This is a genomic window from Alphaproteobacteria bacterium, assembly GCA_040216735.1.
Taxonomy (GTDB): Bacteria; Pseudomonadota; Alphaproteobacteria; order SHVP01; family SHVP01; genus CALJDF01.
In genome coordinates this window covers 609,980-633,965 of the sequence record JAVJOO010000002.1, presented here as the reverse complement: position 1 = coordinate 633,965, position 23,986 = coordinate 609,980, and the positions used below count along the sequence as shown (strand labels likewise).

The following is a 23,986-nucleotide window of genomic DNA, read 5'->3' as shown; positions in this document are numbered from 1 at the left end:
CATCGTCAGGCCGCCAGCGGAACCCGCTCGCGGCGCAGGAATTCCTTGGCCAACGCCATGTAGGCTCGGCTGCCGGCGCATTTGTGATCGTAGAGCAGGGCGGGCTTACCGTGCGACGGCGCTTCCGAGATCCGCACGTTGCGAGGAATAATGGTGTCATAGACCTTGTCGCCCAAGTGGCCGCGCGCATCGGCGGCGACCTGTTCGGACAGGTTGTTCCGCTTGTCGAACATCGTCAACACCACCCCGGTCAACTCCAGGTCGGGGTTGAACGACCGTTTGACCCGGTCGACGGTGCGCAGCAATTGGCTGAGACCCTCGAGTGCAAAGAACTCGCACTGCAGGGGGATCAGGACCGCATCGGCGGCCGAGAGCGCGTTAAGCGTCAGTAGACCCAGCGCCGGCGGGCAGTCGATCAAGATGAAGTCGTGGTCGGTATCGGCGGCTTCAATCGCGTCGCGCATCCGGTAGCTGCGGCGGTCCATGTCGATCAGTTCGATCTCGGCCCCCAGCAGATCGACCGTCGAGGTCACGAGGTCAAGTCCTGGGATCGGCGTGTGCCGTATCGCTTGGCGCAAAGGCACTGACCCGGAAAGAACGTCGTAGGCCGTCACCGTCCGATTCGATTGATCGAAACCCAACCCGGTACTGGCATTGCCCTGGGGATCGAGGTCGATCACCAAGACCCGCTTGCCGACTGCGGCCAGCGCGGTCGCCAGGTTGATGGTCGTCGTGGTCTTGCCGACGCCGCCCTTTTGGTTGGCGATCGCGTAAACGCGGTGATGCTTGGCCGCGACCATCTCGGGCACCGTTGTCGTCGATAGCTCAGACATGTGCGAATTCCTCCACCACCACAAGCCGCCCGCTCGGATCGCTCAAACTATCCACAAGCTGCGCCGACATGTTCCAAGATTTACGGGCTTCGGTCAATTCAATAACAACATCTTGTCCTTTGAGAAAAAGACACCGCGTGCCGGGGCCTGCGAAGCGGATCGCGTAGCCGAGCAGGTCGGTCAACGGTGCCAGCGCCCGTGCCGTTACCGCGGCAGCGGGACGCGCCAGTGTAACGACCTCAACCCGCGCCGTGTGTACCGTCACCTCGACCGCCATCAACCGCGCCGCCTCGCGGAGAAAGACACCCTTGCGGGCGTTGGACTCGATCAGATGAACGTCCGTCACGCCACACGCGGCAAGGATCAAACCGGGGATCCCCGCGCCGGCACCCAGGTCCACGATCGGCCCGCCATCGGCGGGGATATGGGGAAGCAACTGCGCCGCGTCCAGTAGGTGGCGGCGCCACGGGTCGTCAAGTGTCGAGGCCCCGACCAGGTTGATCCGCGCCTGCCATTTGTTCAGGAGATCGAGGTATTGTTTCAGCCGACCGATGGCTTGATCGGACACGCCCACCGCCGCCTGGAAGGCCTCGGGGGTCATTGTTTCACGTGAAACATAGGTCAGTTGTGTTGTCTAATGTTTCACGTGAAACATTTATGCAGATCGGCGCCGCTCGGCGCCCCGGACATGGCGCAACAAAGCGACCAAGGCCGCCGGCGTCATCCCGGGGATCCGCGATGCAGCCCCTAAGGTCCTGGGGCAGTGTCGCTCCAGCAGCCCTCGAACTTCAATCGACAAACCGCCGACCGAGGCGTAGTCGAGGTCCGTGGGCAGGCCAAGATCCTCGTCGCGGCGGAAGGCGACAATGTCCGCCGATTGCCGCTCCAGGTACCCGGCGTAATGGGCCTCCACTTCGAGCTGTTCCACCACGTCGGTACCAAGATCGCCCAGCGCCGGCCACACCGTCGCCAACCGCGCCACGGTGACGCCCGGATACGCCAAAAGCTGCGCCGCCGACCGTGTCACTCCGTCGGCGCTCACGCTCAGACCGTTGTTCCGCGCCGCAGAGGAACTCATCGTCAGCTCCCGGGCAAGCGCCTGTCCGCTCTGGAGGCGCACCATTTTGCCCGCGAACGCCGTCGCCCGTGTTAACCCCACGCACCCTGCCGTTTGACCAAGCGGTGTCAGCCGCTGGTCGGCGTTATCGGCCCTCAACGTCAATCGATACTCGGCCCGCGAGGTAAACATCCGATAGGGTTCGCTGACCCCCCGCGTCACGAGGTCGTCGATCATCACGCCAATGTAGCCCGTCGCACGGTCGATCACGACCCCGTCGCGGCCCCCCGCTGCGCGGGCCGCATTTAACCCGGCCATCAGACCTTGCGCTCCAGCCTCTTCGTACCCGGTCGTTCCATTAATCTGCCCGGCCAAATAGAGCCCTGGCAACCGCTTGGTCTCCAACGTCGCGTGCAACTCGCGCGGATCGACATAGTCGTATTCGATGGCGTATCCGGGACGAACGACCGTGACGTTCTCAAGCCCCGGAATCGTGCGCAGGAAAGCGTACTGGACGTCTTCGGGCAGCGACGTGGAAATCCCGTTTGGATAGATCGTGTGGTCGCTAAGTCCTTCTGGCTCAAGGAAAATTTGGTGTCCAGCCTTCTCTTGGAAGCGCACCACCTTGTCCTCGATCGAGGGGCAGTACCGCGGTCCCACGCTTTCGATCTGACCGGAATACATCGGCGAGCGCGCGAGGTTGTCGCGGATGATTCGATGGGTCGCTTCGGTCGTACCGGTGATATGGCACGGCACCTGGCGGGCCGTCGCCTTCGTGGTCAAAAAGGAAAAGAACACCGGGTCGTCATCGCCCGGTTGAACCTCGGTTCGGGCCCAATCGATGGTCCGGCCGTCCAACCGCGCGGGCGTCCCGGTCTTCAACCGTCCGAGCCCAAACCCGATCGCTTCGAAACGCCGGGACAAACCGTTCGCCGGTGCCTCGCCGACGCGCCCCGCGGGTATTTTTTTCTCGCCGATATGGATGAGACCGCGCAGGAACGTCCCCGCGGTAACGACAACGGCGCCGGCACGGTAGGTGTCGCCGTCCCCGGTGACGACACCGGCGACCCGACCGTTCTCGACCACGAGATCTTCGACCCCGCCCTCAACAACAGTCAGACCGGGAATGGCTGCAAGGGCTGCTTGCATGCTCTCCCGGTACAACGCGCGGTCGGCCTGGGCCCGGGGGCCCCGCACCGCCGGCCCCTTACGCCGATTGAGCAGCCGGAATTGTATCCCCGCGGCATCCGCGACCCGACCCATGAGACCATCGAGGGCATCGATCTCGCGTACCAAATGCCCCTTCCCCAACCCGCCAATCGCGGGGTTGCAGGACATCTCACCGATGGTCGCGCGTTTGTGGGTGAGCAACAGGGTGCGCGCGCCAAACCGTGCCGCGGCGGCCGCGGCTTCGCACCCGGCATGGCCACCGCCGACAACAATGACGTCGACCCCGGTCGGAGTTAGGCTATGTAGACCGTCGCGCATCGCGCGTTTGTAGCGCCGGCCTGTGGACAAAGTCCACCGCGCCGCTACTTGCCGATGCAGAAATCCCGAAAGATTACATCGAGCAGGTCTTCCACATCGACCCGCCCGGTGATCCGCCCCAGCGCCCGCGCGGCCAAGCGCATATCTTCGGCCCGTAGTTCGGCGGCCACCGCGGCGGTCGCGCGGGTCAAGGCTGCGAGGGACTCGCCCACCGCTTGGCGATGCCGCAATCGGGTCAGCGGCGGCGCCTCGACGGCGTCATTTGCGACCGCCCCCACCCGCGCCTTAAGCGCGGCGATCAAATCGTCGAAGCCCACACCAGTCGCGGCTGACACGCCGATCACACTCGCATCGTCGCTCGTCGTCTTAGCCAAATCGACTTTGTTCACCACGACGAGCGTTGCGGCATCAACCACCGCCGCCGTCGCCTCATCGCGGTACGGCCAGGCCTGCGCATCGAACACCGCAATCTTGACGTCAGCCTCGGCGGCCCGGCGTTCGGCGCGGCGAATGCCCTCACGCTCGACCGCGTCGCCTGCATCGCGCAGGCCGGCGGTGTCGGCGAGCGTCACCGGTAACCCAGCAATGTCGAGCTGGACCTCGACGACGTCGCGCGTGGTGCCGGCGGTGGCCGCGACAATCGCCGCGTCGCGTTTCGCTAACCTATTGAGAATACTAGATTTTCCGACGTTTGGGGCACCCAGAATCGCGACCTGGATGCCGCCGCGGGTGCGCTCCCCGATGCCCTTGTCGTCGAGATGGGCGCGCATCTCCCCGGCCAACCCGGCAAGATCGCGGGCCAAGGCCTCTGGCACATGCCCGGGCAAATCCTCGTCGGGGAAATCGATGTCGGCCTCGAGGTGCGCCAGCGCCCGCATCAACCGCGTCCGCCAGGAATCGTAGAGCGCGCCCAACGCGCCCTCCATTTGCCGCAGCGCCTGGCGGCGTTGGCCCTCCGTCTCGGCATCGATCAGATCGGCCAGTCCCTCGACTTGTGTGAGATCGAGCTTGCCGTTGTCGAAGGCACGGCGGGTAAACTCCCCCGCCACCGCCGGCCGGCAACCGGTCACCTGGGCCAGGGCACCGAGCACTGCCGCAACCACCGCCCGCCCACCGTGAACATGGAACTCGACCACATCCTCGCCCGTCACGCTGCGCGGTGCGCCAAACCACACGACCATCGCCCGGTCGACCTGTGCTCCATCCGGCCCACGAAGATCCCGCAGCACCATCGTGCGGGGCGGTCCCGGCGGCGCACCGCTCAAGGCCGCCACCGCCGCGCCGGCACCCGGCCCGGAGAGCCGAATCACCGCAACCCCTGCGCGTCCCTGGCCGCTCGATAAAGCAAAGATGGTGTCGCTGTGAGTCATCGATCCCGCTGCAACAGACTCCGTGGGCGCTTACTTATAGCGTTTCGGTGATCTCATGGGTCCGTTGGAAACGCCATACGAAGCGCAGCGCCCCGCAGGGATCGGCGGGTGCAGGTAAGGACGACCCCTACAGCTCTTTCTGGTCGGGTTGGAGCATCAAGCGCGTCACCACCCGGCCCTCGACGAAATGCGATTGCAGGATTTCGTCGACGTCTTCCTTGGTGGTGTAGGTGTACCAAATGCCTTCGGGGTAGATGACCATCGTCGGACCAAGTTCGCAGCGGTCAAGGCAGCCTGCTTGGTTGATCCGCACCCGTTTGAGTTTCAATTCGCGTGCCCGGTCTTTCATATAGGCGCGCAGTTCGGCGCCACCCTTTTCCATGCAGCAGCCGCGCGGGTGCGCAGCGTCGCGCTGGTTCATGCAACAAAAGACGTGCTTGTTGTAGTAGGGCTGTTGAGCCGCCGCCGTCCCATCGACCGAGGTGTCGTTCACGGTGTCATCCATTATTTGCTCTTCTTCGTCTCGCCCGGTGCGGCGCCCATCTGATCCCAAAAACCCTTGACCATCTTTTCCCACCCCTCGATGCCCGCCGGCATCCAGGTCTTGAGCAAGGCGTCGGGTTCCATGCTGTCGATGTTGGCGAGCAGGCGCTCGCGCAGTTTGGCGACAACGTTGGCCTGCAGACCGGAGACATCCGGTAAACCCAGAAAAGCGCGTGCCTCCTCCGGGGTGCAGTCGATGTCGAAATGAATCTTCATGGTGTCGCCTCCTCGTCGCCCTTCTTATAACGTGCGCCACTATTCGGGGCGAGGGCGTTTGTCCCTACGCGCCGTCCGGTTTTGCGCCCAGCCGTGCATGTTATGGTCGCCGGCCATAACCTAGAAAGCCGTCATGACCAATCGCCTCGCCGACGAAACCAGCCCCTATCTGCAACAGCACAAGGACAATCCCGTGCACTGGTGGCCGTGGGGCGAAGAAGCGCTCAAGGCTGCGCGCGACCAGGACAAACCGATCCTGCTGTCGATCGGTTACGCGGCGTGCCATTGGTGCCACGTGATGGCTCACGAAAGTTTCGAATCGCCGGACATCGCGGCGGTGATGAACGCGCGCTTCATCAACGTCAAGGTCGACCGCGAAGAACGGCCCGACATCGACACGATCTATATGAATGCACTGCACATGCTGGGCGAACAGGGCGGCTGGCCGCTCACCATGTTTCTCACGCCTACGGCCGAGCCCTACTGGGGCGGCACCTATTTTCCGCCCGAGCCGCGCTTCGGTCGGCCCGGCTTTCCCCAAGTGCTGGAGGCGATGGCCAACGCCTGGGCCAACGACAAAGACGCCGTCGCCAAGAACACCACGGCCCTGGTCGAGGGGTTGCAGAAACTGGCCCGCACCCCCGCGAGCGACGACACCCCGACGCTTACACCCGATCTCCTGAACAACATGGCGGCCCGCCTGATGGAATCGGTCGACATGACCTTGGGCGGCGTCGGAACCGCACCGAAATTTCCCCATACCTTCGCGTTGGAGTTCCTGTGGCGCGCCCATCGGCGCACCGGCGATGCGTCCTTCGCCGAGGCGGTCCAGGTTTCGCTCGACCAGATGGCGCAAGGCGGCATCTACGATCATGTCGGCGGCGGCTATGCGCGCTACGCCACGGACGCCGCGTGGCTTGTGCCGCACTTCGAAAAGATGCTCTACGACAACGCTGAGCTGATCGATTTGATGACGCAGGTCTGGCAACACACGGGCTCGCGCCTTTATGAAGCGCGCATTCGCGAGACCGTCGGTTGGACTTTGCGCGAAATGATTGCCAATGGCGGCGGCTTTGCCGCGTCGCTCGATGCCGATTCTGAAGGCGAAGAAGGAAAGTACTACGTCTGGAGCGAAGCCGAGATCGACGCGACGCTGGGCGTCGACGCGCCAATGTTCAAGGAAGTCTTCGGCGTCACCGCCGGCGGCAATTGGGAAGGCAAGAACATCCTCAACCGCAGCCACGGGATGGCCCTGCACGATCCGCAATTCGAGGGCGACCTCGCGCGCCTGTGCAACGTTCTCTACGAAACCCGCGAACGGCGCGTGCGGCCGGGCTGGGACGACAAAGTATTGGCCGATTGGAACGGTCTGATGATCGCCGCACTGGCGCGCGCCGCAGCGGTGTTCGGCGAACCCGGTTGGCTGGTCGCGGCTGAACGCGCCTGGACGTTCATCACCGACAAAATGGACGTCGCCAACCGGCTGTGGCATGCCGCGCGCGACGGCAAGGTGCGCAACGCCGGCATGCTCGAGGACTACGCCAACATGGCGCAGGCGTCGCTCGCCTTATTCGAAACGACCGGCGCCGCGACATATCTGGAACGCGCGAAGGCGTGGACCGCCACGCTCGACGCCTTCTTTTGGGATGCCGACCAGGGCGGCTATTTCCAAACCGCGTCCGACGGCGAAGCGTTGATCGCCCGCCCGCGCAATGCCGCCGACAACGCGGTGCCCTCGGGCAACGGCACCATGGTCGGCGTACTGGGACGGCTTTACTTCCACACCGGTGACGACGCCTACCGCGACCGCGCGCACAAACTGATCGACACCTTCACGCCTGAGATCGCGCGCAATTTTTTCGGCCTCACGACGTTCCTCAACAATGTCGATCTATGGATGAATCCCGTGCAAGTCGCCATCATCGGCCGCCGCAACGACGCCGCGACCAAGGCGTTGATCGCCGAAGCCTATGCGCTGGCGGCGCCCAACCTGGTGCTATCGGTGATCGCACCGGACGACGCGCTACCGTCCAACCATCCCGCTGCGGGCAAGACGCAGAAGGACACCAAAGCCACAGCCTATGTCTGCATCGGCGAAACCTGTTCGTTGCCGGTGACCGATGCCGCTAAGCTGGGCGAGGCGGTGCCGGCATAGCGCCCCTGGAAAATGCAACAACTCCACCAAGCGATATGACCCCCGCGCCGCAGCTTTCCTACAACTCGCCCGTTGGCGACCTGACGGTCAGCGAAGACAACGGCGTGATCGTCGCGCTCGACTTCGGGCGCGGGATGACGCAAACGCATACGCCGTTGCTCGACGAAGCGGCAAAACAACTCGCGGCTTATTTCGATGGCGCATTGACACGGTTTGACCTGCCCCTCGCGCCCCACGGCACAGCCTTCCAACACAAGGTATGGGACCTGATGTGCGCCATTCCCTACGGTGCCACGCGCGCCTATGCCGACCTCGCTCGCGATCTGTCGAGCGCGCCGCGCGCAATCGGCGGGGCCTGCGGCGCGAACCCGATTCCGGTGTTTATTCCCTGCCACCGCGTGTTGGCCGCCGGCGGCAAGCTCGGCGGGTATTCCGGCGGCGAAGGCCTGGACACCAAGATCGCCCTGCTCAGGCTCGAGGGCGCGCTCGCGCTCTAGGGCCAAGTCGGCGCACGCGCATGCTAACGCGCCGTTGGCCCCCACCGGGCCTGGAACCTTGGCCCGCCGCCCTGTCATCCGGTTGTCGTGACTCCGCCGCGAGGCCTGGGTAGAGTCCGGCCAACAAAACGCAAATCATCTTTGAGGGGAGGACGATCATGGGTCAGGAAATCCAGATCAAAGGCCGGGACGGCAATTTTATGGGCTATCTCGCGACGCCAGAAAGCGGCAAGGGCCCCGGCATCATATGCATCCAAGAAGTGTTCGGTGTGAACACCTGGATGCGCAACATCGCCGACGATCTCGCCAAGCAGGGCTACGTCGCGCTGGTGCCGGACCTGTTTTGGCGGCTCGAACCCGGCGTCCAGATCAACGGCGAAGGCGAAGCGGATTTCGCTAAGGCATTCGACCTTTACGGCCGCTTCGATGTCGAAAAGGGCATCGCCGATATTCAGGATAGCATCGCCGCCCTGCGCGGCCACCACGGCGCCAGCAACAAAGTCGGCACCGTCGGGTTCTGCCTTGGCGGCTTCCTCGCCTACATGTCTTCGGTTCGCACCGATGCCAACGCCAACGTCGGCTATTACGGCGTCGGCATTGAAGGCAAGCTCGGCGAAGCGGCCAACATGAAGAGCCCCTTGATGTTGCACATCGCGGTCGAAGACCAATTCGTACCCAAGGATGCGCAAAAGAAAGTGCACGACGGCCTAGCCGGCAATCCGAAGGTCGCGATCTTCGACTATGACGGTCAGGACCACGCCTTTGCCCGCAAAGGCGGCGATGCCTACCGCAGGGAAGCCGCCGAACTCGCGGAATCGCGCACGCTCGACTTCTTCAAGCAGCACCTCGGTTAAGCGCATGGTCAAGGCATTGCGCGCCGCCCGCGCCGGCGGACCCGAGGTTCTGGAATGGGCCGATGTCGAGGTCGGCGACCCCGGTCCGGGCGAGGTTCGCCTGCGCCACGGCGCGATCGGCGTGAACTATATCGACACCTATCACCGCGAGGGGATCTATCCGGGCTCGGCCTTCCCCCGCATCCTAGGGGTCGAGGGTGCCGGCGATGTTGTGGCCGTCGGGCCTGGCGTCAAAGGTATCAAGGCCGGCGACCGCGTGTGTTATCCGCTTGCGCCGGGCGGCTATTGCGAGGAACGCCTGATCAAGGCCGACCTGCTGGTTCCGGTACCGGACGACGTTTCGGACGACCAGGCCGCCGCCGCCATCACCAAGGGGATCACCGTCCACCACCTGTTTACCCGGGTGCGGCCCGTCAAGGCGGGCGACTGGATCCTGTTCCACGCCGCCGCCGGCGGGGTCGGGGCGTTCGCCTGTCAGTGGGCCAAACATATCGGCGCCAAGCTGATCGGCACGGTCTCGACCGAGGCCAAGGCGAAACTCGCCACTAGCCTCGGGGCCGCGCACATCATCGACTACACCAAGGACGACTTCGTCGCGCGGGTCAAAGAGATCACCGGCGGCGCGGGCGTCGCGGCGGTCTATGACGGCATCGGCGGCGGCAACCCGAAGAAGTCGGCGGCTTGCCTGGCGACCTACGGCACGCTCTGCACCTTCGGGGCGGCATCGGGACCGTCGACCTTGACCATCGACGACCTGCCGCAATCGGTGCTCTACACCAAGGGATCGATCGCAACGTTGTTGGGACGGCTCGACGAGGCGCGGGCCTCGGCTGCGGCGTTCTTCGATCTCGTGGCCAAGGGCGCGATCAAGATCGAGGTCAACCATACCTATGCGCTGAAGGACGGCGCCCAGGCCCACATCGACCTCCAGGGGCGCAAGACCACCGGCTCGATCGTCCTGAAACCCTAAGGTTCGATTTTCCGGCGCCGCGGAAACGGATTGAACGTCGGACCGGGGTCGGGGAACAGGGAAAAACTGATGGCATCGAGCAGCGCGCCGAACGCCGCACTGCCGGGCTCGGCCAGGGGTGCCCGCGCGCTAACGCGATTGATCGCTTCGTCGCGGTAGCAATAGGCGGCCACCACGCGCAACCTGCCGGACTCGATCTGCAGCGGGATTTGGTCGGGTACGTCGCCGCACACGTCGCGCACGTCGGGTTGGACCGCCGGGTTAAACACGAAGGTGACGTGATAGCCCTTTTTTGGGGCGTCCGGCGCCGCCGGCGCAAACGTTGCCGGGGTAAACCAGCCGGGAAGGCTGAACCGGTCCGCCACGGCTTGGGTCAGCGCCTCTTGCGTCCCGCTAAAGGGATTGCCGACGGTACGCACCGGGACCGGACCGGACACGGCGAGGTAAGTCAGGGTGTCGCGGTTGTAGGATCCCGAGGGAAAGCCGCCGCCCACGACCGTATCGCTGCAGGCCGCGAGGGCCAGCGCCAGCGCGCCGAGGGCGACGCCGTGAACGGCAATCCGGTACATGGCCACACTCCTTATATTAGGCTCTCTGAATATAAAGGTGGGTGCAGCGCTACCCGGGCACGAGCGGGTGCGGCGTTCAGCCGCAGTAGGTCTTGTAGAGGATCTTGATGACTTTCTTCGCGACAGTGCTGCTCAGACGGTAATAGATCGTCTGGGCGTCGCGCCTGGTTTCCACCAAATTGTCCTTGCGCAGCCTTGCGAGATGCTGGGACAGCGGCGATTGCGGCAAATCAACGCGGCGGGCGAGCTCGCCGACCGATACTTCACCGTCGGTCAAATGACACAAGATCAGCAGCCGTTTTTCGTGACCGAGCGCGCGCATAAGGGCGCTCGCCTGCGCTGCAGACTGTTCCATCTTTTTTATATTCAGTTTTCCTAATTTAGCCATTGCCGATATATTAGCACATTCATATATAAGTGGTGAAGCGCGTCTTTCGAGGCCCACCCCCGACCAGGAGACAGCATGAAACCCAGTGTCCGCTCCTTTTTCGATCCTGCGACGTTCACGATCACCCATGTCGTCCGCGAACCCGGTGGACACCACTGTGCGATCGTCGACCCGGTCCGGGACTTCGACCCCAAGTCGGGCCGCACCGCCACCGAATCGGCCGACGCGGTCATCGACTATATCCGCCAGGAGAAACTGACTGTCGACTGGATCCTGGAAACCCACGCCCACGCCGACCATCTGACCGCTGCGCCCTATCTCAAAGAAAAGCTCGGCGGCAAAACGGCGATCGGCGCCCACATCGTTGATGTCCAGAAAGTCTTCGCAGGCGTGTTCAACGCTGGGCCGGAGTTCGCAACCGACGGCAGTCAGTTCGACAAGCTCTTTGCCGACGGCGAGACGTTCAAGATCGGCAAAATGGAAGCCCGGGTCATGCACACCCCAGGACATACGCCCGCCTGCCTCACCTATGTCATCGGCGATGCCGCCTTCGTGGGCGACACGCTGTTCATGCCCGACTACGGGACGGCGCGGTGCGATTTCCCCGGCGGCGACGCTGAAACGCTGTACGCCTCGATTGGCAAGGTGCTGGCCCTGCCGCCCGAAACCCGCCTGTTCATGTGCCACGACTATATGCCGGGGGGCCGCGAGGTCGCCTGGGAAACGACCGTGGCCGACGAAAAGGCCAACAACCTCCATGTCCACGACGGCATCGATGTGGCCACTTTCGTCAAGATGCGCACCGAACGCGACAAGACCCTCGACATGCCGGTGCTGATCTTGCCCAGTGTCCAGGTCAACATGCGCGCCGGTCACCTACCGCCACCGGAAGCGAACGGTCTTTCCTACCTCAAACTCCCCGTCGACGCGCTGTAAGGACGCCTGCCCCCATGACCGCCGACCGTCTCCACGACCATGTCCCCGTTTGGGACCGCTTCGTGCGCGTCGCCCATTGGGCGCTGGTCCTCGCCTTTGCGGTCGCTTACCTGACCGAGGACGACGCCCTCACCGTTCACGTGTGGGCGGGCTACGCGGTCGGCGCGATTATCGTGCTGCGGATCGTGTGGGGTTTTGTCGGTCCGCAGCACGCGCGGTTTAGCGACTTCCTCTACCGGCCGGGCGTCATCATCGGTTATCTCGGCGCCCTGGTGCGCTTGCGCGGCCGCCGCTACCTCGGCCACAGCCCGGCCGGCGGCGCCATGGTCATCCTGCTCCTGGCGGGACTGCTGGGTACGGTAGGCTCCGGGGTGTGGCTCTACGCCGTCGAGGACAATCGCGGCCCGCTTGCCGGGATCGTGAGCACTGCCGCCCCACCGACGACGTCCGCCGGCGGTTACCGAGACGGCGGTGACGAGGAACACGACGACCGAGACGACCACGACGGCGGCCGTCAAAGCCACGACTCAGATACCCTCGAAGAGATCCACGAAGTCCTTGCCAACCTCACGTTGATCTTGGTGTTTTTGCACATCGGCGGCGTTCTGCTCGCCAGTTTTGTCCATCGCGAAAATCTGCCGCGCGCGATGATCACCGGAACCAAGCGGCGCTAAACAGGAGGCGGCGCGCCGATCCGGCGACGCCTATTACGAAAGGGATTTCACCCATGGCCCAAGGATTCAAAGACATGATTGCCACTGCAAATGCCGTTATCGACACCATTTCCGTCCACGACGCCCTGCCGCTCGCCAGCGATGAGAACGTCATCTTCGTCGATGTACGCGAAGCGACCGAACGCGCCCAGGGCACCATCCCAGGTTCCATCCACGCCCCCCGAGGGTTCCTCGAGTTCATTGCCGACCCCCAGGGGCCGATGCACAAGCCCGAATTCGCCAGCGGCAAACGACTCGTTATTTTCTGTGCGTCGGGCGGCCGCTCCGCCATGGGCACCAAAACGCTGACCGATATGGGGATTAAGAACGCCGTCAACATGGCTGGCGGGATTGCCGCTTGGAAACAAGCCGGCGGGCCGATCGCCAAGGAATAGCGCACCTGCCCGCCCGCCCTTGACGTGGCGGGTACAACCCCCATGCTGCGCCTCCCATTGGGAGGACCCAACATGACCAAAGCCGTCGTACTACACGCAACGGGCGGGCCGGAAAACCTGACCTGGCAGGATTGGGATCCCGGTGCACCGGCGGCGGGGTCGGTGCGTGTCCGGCAGACCTTTGCCGGCCTCAACTACATCGATACCTACCTGCGCTCGGGGCTTTATCCGTTGGCGACCCTCCCGGCAGTTCTGGGACGCGAAGCGACCGGCATCGTCGAAACATTAGGGGAGGGCGTCGATACCCTACGCGTCGGCGATCGGGTCGCCTATGCCAGCCAACTCGGCGGCTATGCCGAGGTCAACAACGTACCGGCGGACCGGTTGGTGCCGTTGCCCGACGACATCGGCGACGATCAGGCCGCCGCGATGATGCTCAAGGGCATGACCGCGCAGTACCTAGTGCGTCAGACCAAGCGCCTGGGCCCAGGCGATACCATGCTCTATCACGCCGCCGCGGGCGGCGTCGGCCTCATCGCCTGCCAATGGGCCAAACACCTCGGCGCCACAGTGATCGGCACGGTCGGTTCGACCGCCAAGGCAGAGCGTGCCAAGGCCCACGGGTGCGATCATGTCATCAACTACGCCGAAGAAGATTTCCTCGACCGGGTGATGGCGCTCACCGAAGGGCGCGGCGTCGACTATGTCTGCGACGCGGTCGGTCGGACCACGATCGAAAAATCGATGCAGGCCTTGGCCCACCACGGCACCCTCGCTTCCTACGGCGCGGCTGCCGGTCCGGTCGCACCCGAGACCTGGGCCAAACTGCCGCCCGAACGCTACTTGGTGAAGACCACCCTCCCCGGATACACCAAGACCCGCGAACAGCTCATGGCCTGCGCCGAAGATCTATTCACCGTCGTGCGCTCGGGCGCGGTCCGGATCAAGATCGACCAGCGCTACCCGCTCAAGGACGCCGCGCGCGCCCATGCCGATCTCGAGGCGCGCAAGACCACCGGATCGACCGTCCTCGAAATCTAGGAGTACCCATGACAAAAGCCATTCGTCTGCACGCCTTCGGCGGCCCCGAGGTGCTCGTTTATGAAGACGTCGATGTTCCGGCGCCCGGGCCCGGCGAAGTTCGCCTCAACCAAACCGCCGCCGGGGTGAACTACCTCGATATCTATCACCGTACCGGCAACCACTTCGCCAATCTGGTGCCACCGGCGACGCCCGGCGTCGAGGCCGTCGGCATCGTCGAGTCTGTCGGCGAGGGCGTCACCCACGTCAAACCGGGCGACAAAGCGGCCTATCCGCTGACGGCGGGCGGTTATGCGGCGGCCCGTTTGATCCCGGCGCGCGACGTCATGCGCGTGCCAAGCGGGATCGACGATCGCGATCTCGCGGCGACCTACATGAAGGGCCTCACCGTCGGCCACATGCTCAACGACCTCACGACCTTCGCGCCCGGCGATTTCATTTTGTGGCATGCCGCCGCCGGCGGCGTCGGTCTCATCGCCTGCCAATGGGCCAAGCACCTGGGCCTCACCGTGATCGGCACCGTCAGCACCGACGCCAAGGCCGCCCGCGCCAAGGCAGCAGGCTGCGATCACGTCATTCTCTACGGCAAGGAGAACTTCGCCGCACGGGTGCGCGAGATCACCGATGGCAAACTCTGCCAGGCAGTGTACGACGGCGTCGGTGCCGATACCTGGCTGGATTCGCTCAAGTGCGTGCGGCCCTACGGGGTGTGCGCGTCCTTCGGGCTCGCGTCGGGCCCGCTGCCGCCGCTCGGCTTCGCCGATATTCCCTCTGAAGGGTTCGTGACCCGGGCCAGCGTGGCCGCCGTGGTGCGCGACCGGCCGACCTATGAGAAAGGCGCCGCCGCGTTCTTCGACGTGCTGAAGGCGGGCGTCATCACCCCGCATATCGAACACGCGTTGCCGCTGGCCGACGCCGCCGAAGCCCACAGGCTGCTGGAGTCGCGCAAGACCACCGGGTCGTTGGTGCTAATCCCCTAAAGAATCTTGCGCATCGCGATGCGGCGCGCCGGCATCGGCAGGTGGGCGCGTTGCAACGCGACGGTCGCCGCTATGCCGGGGCCCCAGTCCGTCTCGGCCAGCACCTCGAAGCCAAGACGCGCGTAGTAGGGCCGGTTCCACGGAACGTGGTCGTAGGTCGTCAGAACGATCGCGGCGTGCCCATGGTCGCCCGCGACAGCAAAGGCTTTATCCATCAATAACCGTCCGATCCCGCGCCGCATGTGCGCAGGCAACACCGCAACCTGTTCGAGATGCGCGGCACCGTCGATTGCACCGATCGCCACGAACCCCACCGGGTGGTCCGCCGCGGCGGTCGCAAAAAACAACCCACCGGTTTCCGCACAATGTCGCCACGCCGCTTCCTCGGCGAGGACAAGCGGGTGGTCGACACCGAAATCCACGGCGATCCCAACATCGCGGTAGATCGTGAACGCGGCGTCGTCGATGGCGACGGCCGCCGGCACGTCGTCGGGCGATCCTGGTCGCAACCTATAGCGCGCTGTCGAGATGGCCGTTCATCCGTGATAGGAAATGACTCGTCTCAAAACAACAGCGCGAGGGTCCAATGGTCAAGGCGGTCGTCATGCATGCGACGGGCGGCCCGGATGTTCTCAAATGGGAGGACGTTCCGGTCGGCACCCCCGGCCCTGGCCAGGCGCGGGTGCGCAACACCGCCGTCGGTCTCAACTTCCTCGATACCGCCTTCCGCAACGGCGCCATACCGATCGAGACCCCGGCCATTCTGGGCTGGGAAGCGGCAGGCGTGGTCGAGGCTATCGGCGACGGCGTGAGCGCGGTCGCGCCCGGCATGCGGGTCGCTTACCACACACCTAACGGCTGCTACGCCGAAGAGCGCCTGATCGGTGCCGACGAATTGATCCCGCTACCCGAAGGCATCAGCGAGGACGATGGCGCCGCCGGCATCCTCAAGGGCATGACCGCGCAGTATCTGCTGCGCCACACGCGCGCGGTCAAGGCCGGCGATACGATCCTGGTCCACGCTGCGGCGGGCGGCGTCGGCCTCTTGATGTGCCAGTGGGCGAAACACCTCGGTGCCACTGTCATCGGCACCGTCAGTACCGACGAAAAAGCGGTGCTGGCGCGGGCCAACGGCTGCGACCATCCGGTCGTCTACACGCGCGAGGACTTCCTGCCCGTGGTCCAAGAGGTGACGAAGGGTGCCGGCTGCGCCGCCGTCTACGAAAGCATCGGCGCCAAGACCATCGAACAGTCGTGGGCCTGCGTCGGCCGCGAAGGCACCCTGGCCGCGTTCGGCCAGGCGTCGGGGCCGATCTCGCCAGAACAACTCAACAAGTTGCCGCCGCTGCGCTACTTCATCCGCTGCACGTTGCAGGGCTACAACGCGACACGGGCCGAACTCCTGCGCAACGCCGAGGACTTCTTTGCCGTGGTGCAGCAGGGCGCGGTCAGGATCAACATCGGCCAGACCTTCGCGCTGAAGGACGCCAGCAAGGCCCACGCCGCCCTTGAGGGCCGCCAAACCACAGGCTCGACGGTTCTGAAACCTTGAGTCGGCCCGCCCTGCGGGTGGGCGAGGTGTCCTGGCTTGGCGGCTGCGCTTGCGTGCGCCATAGAATGGGTCTACTCGGCGGTCGCTCTCCGACCGGGTGAGTTCGGAACCCTTCCGTTATGAAACTCTCGTCCTTTGGCGGTATTGGCCGCGCGCTTACCAACCGGAATTACCGCGTCTATACCTACGGCTCCGCCGCCTCGCTGATCGGCACCTGGATGCAGCGCGCCGCGGTCGGTTGGCTCGCGTGGGAACTGACCCATGATCCTAAATGGGTCGGCATCGCGGTGTCCGCCGATCTTTTGCCAACCATTGTCTCGAGCCCTATCGCCGGCGTGCTCGCCGACCGTTTTCACCCGATGCGGATGCTTAAGGTGCTGCAACTCCTGGCCGGACTGCAGGCGTTGGTGCTGGCGATCCTGACGTTCGCCGGGTTGATTACCGTCGAGCTCCTCACCGGCCTTACCGTCATCCTCGGCCTCATCATGGGCTTCAACCACCCGGTGCGTCAGACGACGATCTACTTGTTGGTGCGCCGCGAAGATCTTTCGGCCGCCGTCGCCACCACGTCGGTCATCTTTAATACATCGCGGGTAATCGGTCCGGCGATCGCAGGGTTCGTCATCCATTTTGGCGGTGCCGGAATCGCCTTCGGTCTCAACGCGGTGACCTTCATGCTCATGCTCGTGGCGCTCAACGCCATTAAGTTGCCGCCCCAGCCGCCACGGGCGCGGCCGACGCTCAGCGTGGTCGGCGATATCATGGCCGGATACCGCTATGCCTTTGCCCACAAAGGTATTGCCCCCACGCTACTGATCAGCCTCTCGGCGGCATTGTTGGTGCGCCCGGCGGTTGAAATGTTGCCTGCCTTCGTCGGTCAGGTGTTTCAAGGCGGCGCCGATTCGCTTGGCCTGATCCTGGCCGCCAACGGCGTCGGGGCGATGCTTTCCGGCATTTGGCTCGCCTACCGGGGCAGTGCCGCGGGCCTCGTGTCGATCGCCATTTGGAGTACCGTTTTGTCGGCGGTGGCGCTGACCGGCTTCGCGGCCAGCAGCAATTTCTGGGTCGGAACCGGTTTCGTCTTTGTGCTGGGCATCGCCATGTCGTTGCGCGGCACCGCCACGCAGACCCTGATTCAAAACGCGGTCGACCCCTCAATGCGCGGGCGGGTGCTTAGTCTCAATACGCTGATTTTTAACGCCGGGCCCGCCGTCGGCGCCTTCGCATTGGGCCTCATTGCATCTTGGAGCGGGCTCCAACCCCCGCTCTACGTCGCCGCGGCCCTGTCGCTGGCGGTGTGGCTGTGGGCCTGGCTGCGGCGCGACCGGCTGACTGAATATCTCGAAGGACCCGATACCTATGAGGGTGGCGGCGCCGGAACGTCCCCAGACGCAAGTAAACCGCGCGCGGCCGAGTAGGGGTGCCACCGCACCCGCTTATTTGCTACCAACAAACCCTACACGCGATCCATTAGCCCATCGGAGATCAGGCATGACCAAAGCGATCCGTATCCACAAAACCGGCGGCCCCGAGGTATTACAATGGGACGACGTCGATGTCCCCGCACCGGGACCGGGCGAAGCGCTGGTGCGCCAGACCGCCGCCGGCCTGAACTTCATCGACACGTACCAACGCTCCGGACTGTATCCGGTGAAACTGCCGGCCATCATGGGTAACGAGGGTGCTGGCGTCGTCGAGGCCGTCGGCGAGGGCGTCACCGAGGTCAAAGCAGGCGACCGCGTCGCCTACCATAGCGCCGCCGGCGCGTATGCCGAACAACGGATCGTCCCCGCATGGTTGTTGGCGAAATTGCCCGAGGGCATTTCCGATCAACAGGGCGCCTCGATGATGCTCAAGGGCGGGACGGCGCAATACCTGTTGCGCCAGACCTACAACGTCCAAAAGGGCGATACGATTCTCATTCATGCCGCTGCCGGCGGCGTCGGCCTGATCGCCTGTCAGTGGGCCAAGCACCTCGGCGCCACGGTGATCGGCACCGTGGGTTCCGATGAAAAGGCGGCGCTCGCTAAAGCGCACGGCTGCGATCATCCGATCGTCTATACCCGCGAAGATTTCGTCGCACGGGTCAAGGACCTTACCGGCGGCAAGGGCGTTCCAGTGGTCTACGACTCCGTGGGCAAGGATACCTTCATGCAATCGCTCGATTGCCTGCGCCCGCGCGGACTGATGGTGACCTTCGGCAACGCCTCAGGTCCGCCCGATCCGCTCAACCTGTTGACTCTGTCGCAAAAGGGATCGCTCTACGTGACCCGACCGACCCTGGGGAGTTACACCCCCGACCATGCCGGGGTGATGGCGGTCGCCAATGATCTATTTGCCGTGGTCAAATCGGGCGCGGTCAAGATTGAGATCAACCAAACCTATGCGCTCAAGGATGCGGCGCAGGCGCACCGCGACCTCGAAGGGCGCAAGACGACCGGCTCGACCGTCCTTACGATTTAGCGGGCGGCGACGCGACCGCAGCGAGGTCCTGTCGCAACCCCGCGATATCGCGCCGCAGGGCGGCAACTTCGATTTGCAACGCTGCGCGTTCGTGGTGGGCGGTTTCCTCCGCCGACCGGATCGCTTCGCGCGTCGCGTCCTGGTCGGCGCGCGCCTCGGCATCGTGCTCGGCTTGCATCGCGCCGACGACGACCGCAATGAACAGGTTCAAGATCGTGAAGGTCGCGATCAGGATGAACGGGACGAAGAACACCCAGGCAAAGGGAAACTGCTCCATCACCGGGCGCACAATGCCCATCGACCAGCTTTCCAGGGTCATGATCTGGAATAGCGAGAACATGCTGGCGCCGATGTGCCCGAACCATTGGGGGAATTCGGTCGCAAAGAGCTTCGTCGCCATCACCGCAGCGATGTAGAAGACTAGCAATAGGAGCGCGAGGATCGCGCCGATCCCCGGAATCGCGCCAAGCAATCCTTGAATCACCTGGCGCATCCGCGGTACGGCGGAGATCAAACGCAAGGCCCGCAATATCCGCAGCGCGCGCAGCACGCTGAAGGCACCGCTCGCCGGTATCAGGGCAACGGTCACCACGGCAAGATCGAACAGGCTCCACGGATCGCGGAAAAACTTGAGCCCCCGGGCCCCTAGGCGGAGCAGGATTTCGACCACGAAAATGCCGAGGATGACGCGGTCCAGCGCTAGCAAGACGGGGCCGATTGTCGCCATCACCGAAGGCGAGGTCTCTAACCCGAGGGTTGCGGCGTTGATCCCAATCAGCGCGATAATGCTGCGCTGAAAAATGCGGTGATCGACAAGTCGGACCAGCGCCGGCCTAATCGATAACGCCACGGGCGTTGTTCCTTACGGTGCCGTCGCCGCGGCCGTTTTGTTCCCAGCGTCCCGCGTTACCAACCGCAGGACCACGATGCCGAACACTGCCGCGAGCGCCGAAGCCGCCAGCACACCGACCCGCACGCCGCGCGCCGCCTCCGGCCCATCGAACGCCAATCCGCCGATAAAAAGACTCATGGTGAAGCCGATCCCGCACAGGATCGCCACGCCGTACAACACACCGAACGAGACGCCGGTTGGACGTTTTGCCAGGCCCAACTTGATCGCAAGCCACGCGGCGCCGAAAACCCCGATCTGTTTCCCGACGAAGAGCCCGAGCAAGATCCCGAGCGTCACCGGCTCCAACAGACTTGAGAACGTCAGTCCCTCTAGGCTGACGCCGGCATTGGCGAAGGCGAACACCGGAAGGATGATAAATGCGACCCAGGGCTGTAGGCCGTGTTCGAGCCGCTCTAGTGGCGGTTCAGCATGCCCACCGCTGCGGCCCGGACGCAACGGGACGAACAGGGCGCAGGCAAAGCCGGCGAGGGTTGCGTGGACCCCCGACTTCAACACGCTGCCCCAAACCACCAGCCCGATCAGGATATAGACCGCCGGCCGCATGACCCCGAGCCGGTTCGCCACAAACAACGCCACCATCCCAGCGACCGCAATGAGGAGCGAGACGAGCGACAAATCCGCCGTGAAAAAGATGGCGATAATAGCGATCGCCGCGAGATCGTCGAAGATCGCGACAGCGGTCAGGAACAGGCGCGCAGCAACCGGCACCCTGTCGCGCAACAGCATCAGAACGCCTAGCGCGAAGGCGATATCGGTCGCGGCCGGGATTGCCCAACCGTCGATCGCCACCGGATCGCCCCAGTTGATCGCCGCATAGATCGCCGCTGGCACGAAGACCCCGCCCGCGGCCGCGATGCCCGGGAGCGCTACTTGATCGACCTGGGATAGGTGGCCCGCTACCATTTCGCGTTTGATCTCGAGCCCGATCAGGAAAAAGAAGATCGCCATCATGCCGTCGTTGATCCACAACAGCAGGGGCTTGTCGATTTCGAAGGCGGCGATTTGGACCGAGACGGGCAGCGTGAGCAACCGGTCGTAGAGCCAAGAAAGGCCCGAGTTGTCCATGATGAGCGCCAAGATCGCCATGGCCATGAGCAGCGCGCCAGCCACGAGGGGCGATTGAATCAGTCGCGTCAGTTGGTCCATCGGGCAGCTCCACCGGGCCATCAACAAAAACGCGTCCGGTCGGATGGGACCGGGCGCGCGACCGGCCATAAATTAGGGTTGCGCGCGGCAAGTTCAAGCGATTTTGGATCCGGCCTGCGGGTAATCGACGTCGCTGAGAGGCAAGCTCGCCTTAGATTATCACTTCGACCGTCTCGCCCAGGACAAACGGTGCATTGGGGTTGTCCGGCGGGCTGTCGCCTTGGAGAACAGGGCGAACCCGTTCGATGGTCTGGCCCATGAAGTCCAAAAACGCCCGGACCCGAGCGGTGTGGCGCAGTTCCTCGTGAGTCAGCAGCCACAGCCCGATATCGAGGTCGCGGTTCGGGTCGCCCAGGCGTTCAAGGTGGGGATCGTCGTCGGCTAGAAAACACGGCAGGAGCGCCAGCCCCATACCGGTGCGACAAGCATCCAATACGCCCATGTAGGTGTTAACCCGGAACACGATGCGTGCGTCGGCCAACGTTCGCTTCATCCACGCGTAGGGCGGCATTTGCACGAGCGCGCCCGACGGCTCGATCCAGTCGTGGGTCGTCAGGTCGTCCAGCTCGGCATTGAGCGCGAGGTAGTTGTGGGCGCCGTAGACCGCAAAGGCGATCGACGCGGCCCGGCGCCCGACCAATTGTTCGTCGGGCGTGTTGGTCGGACTGACCGCGACATGGGCCTCGCGGTTGAGGCCCGGCGGTTGATTGGAAACGATCAGCTCGAGGTCGACCAGGGGATAGGCCTCGCGAAAACCGGCAAGATGGGGCGTGAGCAAGCGTTGCAGCAGCGTGTCGCGCGTTACCACCCGCAAGGGCCCGCGCAAGCGCACATCGCGGCCCTGAATCCGGCGGGCGACCGCATCGATCTGGCCGGCAACATCGCCTGCGGTCTGCGCTAGTTCTTCGCCCGAGGCCGTCAGTAGATAGCCCGAGCGCCGGCGCTCGAATAAGCGCACACCCAGGGTCTTCTCCAGGCCGTTGAGGCGGCGGAAGACCGTAGTGTGATTAACGCCCAGGGCCGCCGCCGCCGCAGATAGAGAGCCGCCTTCGGCCACCGCCTTGAACAATCGCAGGTCGTCCCAGTCCATCGCCAAGAGTTCGCTTATCCTTGCGAAATTGCAAGATTAGTTTGCAATCACTCTCGTTGTTGTGCGCATTCGCACACTCTATGTTTCCTTCAACAACGCAACGAGAGCCGCAGCAATGAACACGACGTACTTGGACAACGCCCCGACTGGATCGCAGACCGTACCCGGCAGGGGTGGCGTGGTGACTCATTTGGCTCAGATGGCTGCCGCGGTCGCCCGTGCCTCCCTCCGGCCGGTCGCGGCAGTCGTTACCTTGAATCGTCGCAAGGTGACGACGGCGCACTTCAGCAGCCTGAACAGCCGGCTGCTGCGCGATATCGGCGTCAATCACCGTGACGAAGTTCTTTTTACCGGCCCCGGGCGAGGGACCTCCCGCCCCGACCCGCGGGCCGGTATCGCCAACGACAATGCCCTGCAACGGGCGGCGTAGTTGGCGCCCCTTCGGCTTGAGAAAGTGAGGCACACGATGACGCTGTTTCGCCGCGCCGCTCTGGTTACGAGCCTCTTGGGCGGACTTGGCCTCGCCGCCGCACCAGCCCAAGCCCAAGACGCGTGTTTCGCCCGCGATCAGGCGATCGAGAACCTTAAGGAAAAGTACGGCGAAGAGATCAGCGCCCGCGGCCTATCGAACAACGGCAAAGTGATGTTCGAACTGCTGACCAGCGCGACCGGATCTTGGACGCTGCTGGTAACTAGTGCCGAAAGCGGCCAGACCTGCATGGTCGGTACCGGCGACACGTGGACTGCGATTGACGCGCTGAAGACGCAAGAACCGGCGGTCTAGCGGTTATGAACTCGGCGGGATGGCGAACACATTGACGCGGGCGGAGACCTCCCTGTCCGACCGCGGCAACGCCGTCCCGCCGATCTCGGCGCAACCGATCAAAATGCTGATCGACGGGGTGTGGCGCACCGACGTCGTCGATTCGCCGGACTTGCGTCAGCGCCGCATGGCCGAACGGCGGCTCAGTTTTCGTGACGTCATCGATGCGGATCCCAAAGCTCCCTTTCCGGCCGAGGCCGGGCGCTACCACCTTTATGTTTCCTATGCCTGCCCGTGGGCGCACCGCGCAATCTTGTACCGGAGACTTAAACGGCTAGAGGACGTCATAGGAATGTCCGTGCTGCATCCCAAGTGGGGCGGGCCGCAGGGGTGGCGGTTCGGCGCGACCGATTTCAGCACGCCGGATCTGGTCGAGAACCGGCACTACCTATACGAAGTCTACCAATCCTCCAAACCCGACTTTACCGGGCGCGTGACGGTACCGGTCCTCTACGACACCCGCACCAGACGCATCGTCAACACCGAGTCGCGCGAGATCATGCGCATACTCGACGGCGCTTTTAACCTCTGGGGCAAGGGCTGCCAGAACTTCTACCCGCCGACTCTCCAATCCGAAATCGATGAGATGAACGCGGTCATCCTCAAGAACGTTGCCGAGGGTGTGTACCGCGCCGGTTTTGCCCAATCCCAGGACCGCTACGACAGGGCTGTCGCCGCCCTGTTCGAAACGCTTGACCGGCTCGAAGAACGTTTGCGCACGCAACCGTTCCTCCTCGGCACCCGGGTGACAGAGAGCGACTGGCACCTGTTTCCGGTGCTGGTCCGTTTCGATCTTGTCTACTACACGGTGTTTCGCTGTAACCTGCGCCGTCTTGCGGACTATCCGGCATTGAGCGCCTATGTCGAGCGGTTGTACCGGCTCCCCGGGGTCGCCCAAACCGTAAAGCCGGATCACATTCGCCTGCACCACGACGAGCCGGAACTGCCGATCAATCCCAACATCGTACCCGTGCGCCGCATCGCGAGTTAGACG

General features: G+C 64.1%; 27 protein-coding genes. 15 read left to right on the top strand and 12 right to left on the bottom strand.

Annotated elements, in window-relative coordinates; genetic code table 11:
* Nucleotides 1–5 precede the first annotated feature (5 nt).
* The 6 genes from RID42_04315 to RID42_04290 form a co-directional block, all read right to left on the bottom strand.
* Nucleotides 6–833 carry an AAA family ATPase gene (locus RID42_04315; GenBank protein ID MEQ8246885.1) on the bottom strand — a complete coding sequence of 276 codons (828 nt, stop codon included), beginning with the start codon at nucleotides 831–833 and terminating at the stop codon, nucleotides 6–8.
* On the bottom strand, nucleotides 826–1,434 hold the full coding sequence (gene rsmG / locus RID42_04310) for a 16S rRNA (guanine(527)-N(7))-methyltransferase RsmG (protein MEQ8246884.1): 609 nt from the start codon (nucleotides 1,432–1,434) through the stop codon (nucleotides 826–828). The genes RID42_04315 and rsmG overlap by 8 nt, the downstream gene beginning before the upstream one ends.
* A 54-nt stretch (nucleotides 1,435–1,488) precedes the next feature.
* Complete coding sequence (mnmG, locus tag RID42_04305) at nucleotides 1,489–3,378, bottom strand: tRNA uridine-5-carboxymethylaminomethyl(34) synthesis enzyme MnmG (GenBank protein ID MEQ8246883.1); 1,890 nt, start codon at nucleotides 3,376–3,378, stop codon at nucleotides 1,489–1,491.
* Between the two features lie 44 nt (nucleotides 3,379–3,422).
* A complete protein-coding gene (gene mnmE, locus RID42_04300) occupies nucleotides 3,423–4,748 on the bottom strand; it encodes a tRNA uridine-5-carboxymethylaminomethyl(34) synthesis GTPase MnmE (protein MEQ8246882.1) in 1,326 nt (441 codons plus the stop codon).
* A gap of 127 nt (nucleotides 4,749–4,875) precedes the next feature.
* Nucleotides 4,876–5,253, bottom strand: coding sequence for a (2Fe-2S) ferredoxin domain-containing protein (locus tag RID42_04295; protein MEQ8246881.1), 378 nt, complete (start codon nucleotides 5,251–5,253; stop codon nucleotides 4,876–4,878).
* Complete coding sequence (locus RID42_04290) at nucleotides 5,253–5,507, bottom strand: DUF6489 family protein (protein MEQ8246880.1); 255 nt, start codon at nucleotides 5,505–5,507, stop codon at nucleotides 5,253–5,255. The genes RID42_04295 and RID42_04290 overlap by 1 nt, the downstream gene beginning before the upstream one ends.
* Before the next feature lie 133 nt (nucleotides 5,508–5,640).
* Here RID42_04290 and RID42_04285 point away from each other — a divergent pair, with 133 nt between their 5' ends.
* From RID42_04285 to RID42_04270, 4 genes are all read left to right on the top strand, one after another.
* The gene (locus RID42_04285) at nucleotides 5,641–7,662 is read left to right on the top strand and encodes a thioredoxin domain-containing protein (GenBank protein MEQ8246879.1); all 2,022 of its coding nucleotides are present in this window, start codon (nucleotides 5,641–5,643) and stop codon (nucleotides 7,660–7,662) included.
* Nucleotides 7,663–7,697: 35 nt separating this feature from the next.
* A complete protein-coding gene (locus RID42_04280) occupies nucleotides 7,698–8,159 on the top strand; it encodes a methylated-DNA--[protein]-cysteine S-methyltransferase (GenBank protein ID MEQ8246878.1) in 462 nt (153 codons plus the stop codon).
* 158 nt (nucleotides 8,160–8,317) lie between these two features.
* Nucleotides 8,318–9,013: a dienelactone hydrolase family protein gene (locus tag RID42_04275; protein ID MEQ8246877.1), complete on the top strand. Its 696-nt coding sequence runs from the start codon at nucleotides 8,318–8,320 to the stop codon at nucleotides 9,011–9,013.
* Between the two features lie 4 nt (nucleotides 9,014–9,017).
* On the top strand, nucleotides 9,018–9,983 hold the full coding sequence (locus RID42_04270; protein ID MEQ8246876.1) for a quinone oxidoreductase: 966 nt from the start codon (nucleotides 9,018–9,020) through the stop codon (nucleotides 9,981–9,983).
* Here the strand turns inward: RID42_04270 and RID42_04265 are convergent.
* Together RID42_04265 and RID42_04260 are read right to left on the bottom strand one after the other, a co-directional pair.
* Entirely contained in the window at nucleotides 9,980–10,552 is a 573-nt protein-coding gene (locus RID42_04265) for a hypothetical protein (protein ID MEQ8246875.1), read from the bottom strand. The two genes, RID42_04270 and RID42_04265, sit on opposite strands and share 4 nt — an antisense overlap.
* A 76-nt stretch (nucleotides 10,553–10,628) precedes the next feature.
* Entirely contained in the window at nucleotides 10,629–10,922 is a 294-nt protein-coding gene (locus tag RID42_04260) for a metalloregulator ArsR/SmtB family transcription factor (protein MEQ8246874.1), read from the bottom strand.
* Nucleotides 10,923–11,015: 93 nt separating this feature from the next.
* Between RID42_04260 and RID42_04255 the strand changes: the two genes are divergently transcribed.
* From RID42_04255 to RID42_04235, 5 genes are all read left to right on the top strand, one after another.
* Nucleotides 11,016–11,876: an MBL fold metallo-hydrolase gene (locus RID42_04255; GenBank protein ID MEQ8246873.1), complete on the top strand. Its 861-nt coding sequence runs from the start codon at nucleotides 11,016–11,018 to the stop codon at nucleotides 11,874–11,876.
* Between the two features lie 14 nt (nucleotides 11,877–11,890).
* Complete coding sequence (locus RID42_04250) at nucleotides 11,891–12,550, top strand: cytochrome b/b6 domain-containing protein (GenBank protein MEQ8246872.1); 660 nt, start codon at nucleotides 11,891–11,893, stop codon at nucleotides 12,548–12,550.
* 53 nt (nucleotides 12,551–12,603) lie between these two features.
* A complete protein-coding gene (locus tag RID42_04245; GenBank protein ID MEQ8246871.1) occupies nucleotides 12,604–12,984 on the top strand; it encodes a rhodanese-like domain-containing protein in 381 nt (126 codons plus the stop codon).
* Between the two features lie 72 nt (nucleotides 12,985–13,056).
* On the top strand, nucleotides 13,057–14,025 hold the full coding sequence (locus tag RID42_04240; GenBank protein MEQ8246870.1) for a quinone oxidoreductase: 969 nt from the start codon (nucleotides 13,057–13,059) through the stop codon (nucleotides 14,023–14,025).
* A gap of 8 nt (nucleotides 14,026–14,033) precedes the next feature.
* Nucleotides 14,034–15,005: a quinone oxidoreductase gene (locus RID42_04235; protein ID MEQ8246869.1), complete on the top strand. Its 972-nt coding sequence runs from the start codon at nucleotides 14,034–14,036 to the stop codon at nucleotides 15,003–15,005.
* Here RID42_04235 and RID42_04230 read toward each other — a convergent pair.
* Nucleotides 15,002–15,514 carry a GNAT family N-acetyltransferase gene (locus tag RID42_04230; protein ID MEQ8246868.1) on the bottom strand — a complete coding sequence of 171 codons (513 nt, stop codon included), beginning with the start codon at nucleotides 15,512–15,514 and terminating at the stop codon, nucleotides 15,002–15,004. The genes RID42_04235 and RID42_04230 overlap by 4 nt on opposite strands.
* Nucleotides 15,515–15,591: 77 nt before the next feature.
* On the opposite strand from RID42_04230, the gene RID42_04225 reads away from it, so the two are divergent.
* The 3 genes from RID42_04225 to RID42_04215 all read left to right on the top strand — a co-directional run bounded on the left by RID42_04225 (nucleotide 15,592) and on the right by RID42_04215 (nucleotide 19,020).
* A complete protein-coding gene (locus RID42_04225; GenBank protein MEQ8246867.1) occupies nucleotides 15,592–16,557 on the top strand; it encodes a quinone oxidoreductase in 966 nt (321 codons plus the stop codon).
* A gap of 119 nt (nucleotides 16,558–16,676) precedes the next feature.
* Nucleotides 16,677–17,975: an MFS transporter gene (locus RID42_04220; GenBank protein ID MEQ8246866.1), complete on the top strand. Its 1,299-nt coding sequence runs from the start codon at nucleotides 16,677–16,679 to the stop codon at nucleotides 17,973–17,975.
* 73 nt (nucleotides 17,976–18,048) lie between these two features.
* Complete coding sequence (locus RID42_04215; protein ID MEQ8246865.1) at nucleotides 18,049–19,020, top strand: quinone oxidoreductase; 972 nt, start codon at nucleotides 18,049–18,051, stop codon at nucleotides 19,018–19,020.
* Here the strand turns inward: RID42_04215 and RID42_04210 are convergent.
* The 3 genes from RID42_04210 to RID42_04200 all read right to left on the bottom strand — a co-directional run bounded on the left by RID42_04210 (nucleotide 19,010) and on the right by RID42_04200 (nucleotide 22,169).
* Entirely contained in the window at nucleotides 19,010–19,870 is an 861-nt protein-coding gene (locus RID42_04210) for an ion transporter (GenBank protein MEQ8246864.1), read from the bottom strand. The two genes, RID42_04215 and RID42_04210, sit on opposite strands and share 11 nt — an antisense overlap.
* A 12-nt stretch (nucleotides 19,871–19,882) precedes the next feature.
* Nucleotides 19,883–21,079, bottom strand: coding sequence for a Na+/H+ antiporter NhaA (gene nhaA, locus RID42_04205; protein MEQ8246863.1), 1,197 nt, complete (start codon nucleotides 21,077–21,079; stop codon nucleotides 19,883–19,885).
* 151 nt (nucleotides 21,080–21,230) lie between these two features.
* A complete protein-coding gene (locus tag RID42_04200) occupies nucleotides 21,231–22,169 on the bottom strand; it encodes a LysR family transcriptional regulator (protein MEQ8246862.1) in 939 nt (312 codons plus the stop codon).
* 115 nt (nucleotides 22,170–22,284) lie between these two features.
* On the opposite strand from RID42_04200, the gene RID42_04195 reads away from it, so the two are divergent.
* The 3 genes from RID42_04195 to RID42_04185 are packed head-to-tail and all read left to right on the top strand — an operon-like array spanning nucleotide 22,285 to nucleotide 23,983.
* Complete coding sequence (locus tag RID42_04195; GenBank protein ID MEQ8246861.1) at nucleotides 22,285–22,599, top strand: hypothetical protein; 315 nt, start codon at nucleotides 22,285–22,287, stop codon at nucleotides 22,597–22,599.
* A gap of 36 nt (nucleotides 22,600–22,635) precedes the next feature.
* Complete coding sequence (locus RID42_04190) at nucleotides 22,636–22,953, top strand: hypothetical protein (GenBank protein MEQ8246860.1); 318 nt, start codon at nucleotides 22,636–22,638, stop codon at nucleotides 22,951–22,953.
* 19 nt (nucleotides 22,954–22,972) lie between these two features.
* Complete coding sequence (locus RID42_04185) at nucleotides 22,973–23,983, top strand: glutathione S-transferase C-terminal domain-containing protein (GenBank protein ID MEQ8246859.1); 1,011 nt, start codon at nucleotides 22,973–22,975, stop codon at nucleotides 23,981–23,983.
* The last annotated feature ends 3 nt before the right edge of the window (nucleotides 23,984–23,986 follow it).

Coding starts and splice junctions, on each gene's coding strand:
- RID42_04315 (MEQ8246885.1), bottom strand. CDS start 833: ATGTCTGAGCTATCGACGACAACGGTGCCCGAGATGGTCGCGGCCAAG.
- rsmG (MEQ8246884.1), bottom strand. CDS start 1,434: ATGACCCCCGAGGCCTTCCAGGCGGCGGTGGGCGTGTCCGATCAAGCC.
- mnmG (MEQ8246883.1), bottom strand. CDS start 3,378: ATGCGCGACGGTCTACATAGCCTAACTCCGACCGGGGTCGACGTCATT.
- mnmE (MEQ8246882.1), bottom strand. CDS start 4,748: ATGACTCACAGCGACACCATCTTTGCTTTATCGAGCGGCCAGGGACGC.
- RID42_04295 (MEQ8246881.1), bottom strand. CDS start 5,253: ATGGATGACACCGTGAACGACACCTCGGTCGATGGGACGGCGGCGGCT.
- RID42_04290 (MEQ8246880.1), bottom strand. CDS start 5,507: ATGAAGATTCATTTCGACATCGACTGCACCCCGGAGGAGGCACGCGCT.
- RID42_04285 (MEQ8246879.1), top strand. CDS start 5,641: ATGACCAATCGCCTCGCCGACGAAACCAGCCCCTATCTGCAACAGCAC.
- RID42_04280 (MEQ8246878.1), top strand. CDS start 7,698: ATGACCCCCGCGCCGCAGCTTTCCTACAACTCGCCCGTTGGCGACCTG.
- RID42_04275 (MEQ8246877.1), top strand. CDS start 8,318: ATGGGTCAGGAAATCCAGATCAAAGGCCGGGACGGCAATTTTATGGGC.
- RID42_04270 (MEQ8246876.1), top strand. CDS start 9,018: ATGGTCAAGGCATTGCGCGCCGCCCGCGCCGGCGGACCCGAGGTTCTG.
- RID42_04265 (MEQ8246875.1), bottom strand. CDS start 10,552: ATGTACCGGATTGCCGTTCACGGCGTCGCCCTCGGCGCGCTGGCGCTG.
- RID42_04255 (MEQ8246873.1), top strand. CDS start 11,016: ATGAAACCCAGTGTCCGCTCCTTTTTCGATCCTGCGACGTTCACGATC.
- RID42_04250 (MEQ8246872.1), top strand. CDS start 11,891: ATGACCGCCGACCGTCTCCACGACCATGTCCCCGTTTGGGACCGCTTC.
- RID42_04245 (MEQ8246871.1), top strand. CDS start 12,604: ATGGCCCAAGGATTCAAAGACATGATTGCCACTGCAAATGCCGTTATC.
- RID42_04240 (MEQ8246870.1), top strand. CDS start 13,057: ATGACCAAAGCCGTCGTACTACACGCAACGGGCGGGCCGGAAAACCTG.
- RID42_04235 (MEQ8246869.1), top strand. CDS start 14,034: ATGACAAAAGCCATTCGTCTGCACGCCTTCGGCGGCCCCGAGGTGCTC.
- RID42_04225 (MEQ8246867.1), top strand. CDS start 15,592: ATGGTCAAGGCGGTCGTCATGCATGCGACGGGCGGCCCGGATGTTCTC.
- RID42_04220 (MEQ8246866.1), top strand. CDS start 16,677: ATGAAACTCTCGTCCTTTGGCGGTATTGGCCGCGCGCTTACCAACCGG.
- RID42_04215 (MEQ8246865.1), top strand. CDS start 18,049: ATGACCAAAGCGATCCGTATCCACAAAACCGGCGGCCCCGAGGTATTA.
- nhaA (MEQ8246863.1), bottom strand. CDS start 21,079: ATGGACCAACTGACGCGACTGATTCAATCGCCCCTCGTGGCTGGCGCG.
- RID42_04200 (MEQ8246862.1), bottom strand. CDS start 22,169: ATGGACTGGGACGACCTGCGATTGTTCAAGGCGGTGGCCGAAGGCGGC.
- RID42_04195 (MEQ8246861.1), top strand. CDS start 22,285: ATGAACACGACGTACTTGGACAACGCCCCGACTGGATCGCAGACCGTA.
- RID42_04190 (MEQ8246860.1), top strand. CDS start 22,636: ATGACGCTGTTTCGCCGCGCCGCTCTGGTTACGAGCCTCTTGGGCGGA.
- RID42_04185 (MEQ8246859.1), top strand. CDS start 22,973: ATGGCGAACACATTGACGCGGGCGGAGACCTCCCTGTCCGACCGCGGC.